Genomic DNA, 1,067 nt, shown 5'->3' on the forward strand with positions numbered 1-1,067 from the left:
TAAACTTGCTCGCCAAGGTGTAAAAGTCGCTCCTCCCTGAGGCCAACTCGCTCGCCAAGGAGATGAACTCGCTCCACCCAGAGGCCGACTTGCTCGCCAGGAGATGAATTCGCTCCCCACTGAGGTAAACTTGCTCGCCAAGGTGTAAAAGTCGCTCCACCCAGAGGCCGACTCGCTCACCAAGGGTATGAACTCGCTCCCCACTGAGGTAAACTCGCTCGTCAAGGAAATGAACTCGCTCCATCCTGAGGCCAACTTGCTCGCCAAGGAGATGAATTCGCTCCCCACTGAGGCCACCTCGCTCGACAAGGAAATGAACTCGCTCCACCCTGAGGCCAACTTGCTCGCCAAGGAGATGAATTCGCTCCCCACTGAGGTAAACTCGCTCGCCAAGGGTATGAACTCGCTCCCCACTGAGGTAAACTCGCTCGCCAAGGGTATGAACTCGCTCCTCACCGGTGTCCATTCGCTCCATAAACTTTTTTTAATTAGGTCCTAAAATTAAGTGTCTTATAAATATCATATAAAATAAAATTAATAAACCACCATTTATGAAAGGGGTATGCTCATGTCGCAGCCTTTAAAAACTACTAGTTACTGTAATCTTCTAGCTCGAGGAACGGTTCAATCAGGAGAAGAAATATATGCTATTGAGAAAATATATATTCATGATTTACAGCAGGAAGAAATTCGTTTTGCATGGTACAAGGAGCAGGATGGAAAAATTCGATTTGTTCCACGTCCACTTGATTTGCCGGAAAAAGACTTGTTTCATTTAATTGCACATGGATTTGAATCTGGAGTGTTTTCAGATGAATTTAGAGAAAATCTTAAAAGAATAGTATAATAGAATGATCCTCCTACAATTTTGTGGGAGGTTTTTCTTTTATATAACCGGCTTTTAATTAAAATTTCATCTGTGAAAAGTCATTTAAATGTATTAATTGCAATTTACAGTTCTCAGTCTATTGTACTCGCTCGTGTCTTAGGGTAATTCGCTCCCCAAGCCAAGGAAATCGCTCGCGCTCTATGTTAAAATGCTCCCCAAGCCAAGGAAATCGCTCGCG

Annotated in this window: 1 protein-coding gene; it reads left to right on the plus strand. The window is 44.2% G+C overall.

The features are described from left to right. Window positions 1-568: 568 nt before the first annotated feature. Window positions 569-847 carry a hypothetical protein gene (locus tag BUB12_RS17420; protein WP_072892174.1) on the plus strand — a complete coding sequence of 93 codons (279 nt, stop codon included), beginning with the start codon at window positions 569-571 and terminating at the stop codon, window positions 845-847. The last annotated feature ends 220 nt before the right edge of the window (window positions 848-1,067 follow it).

Source organism: Ornithinibacillus halophilus, assembly GCF_900129485.1.
In the GTDB taxonomy this organism is placed as follows: Bacteria; Bacillota; Bacilli; order Bacillales; family Amphibacillaceae; genus Ornithinibacillus; species Ornithinibacillus halophilus.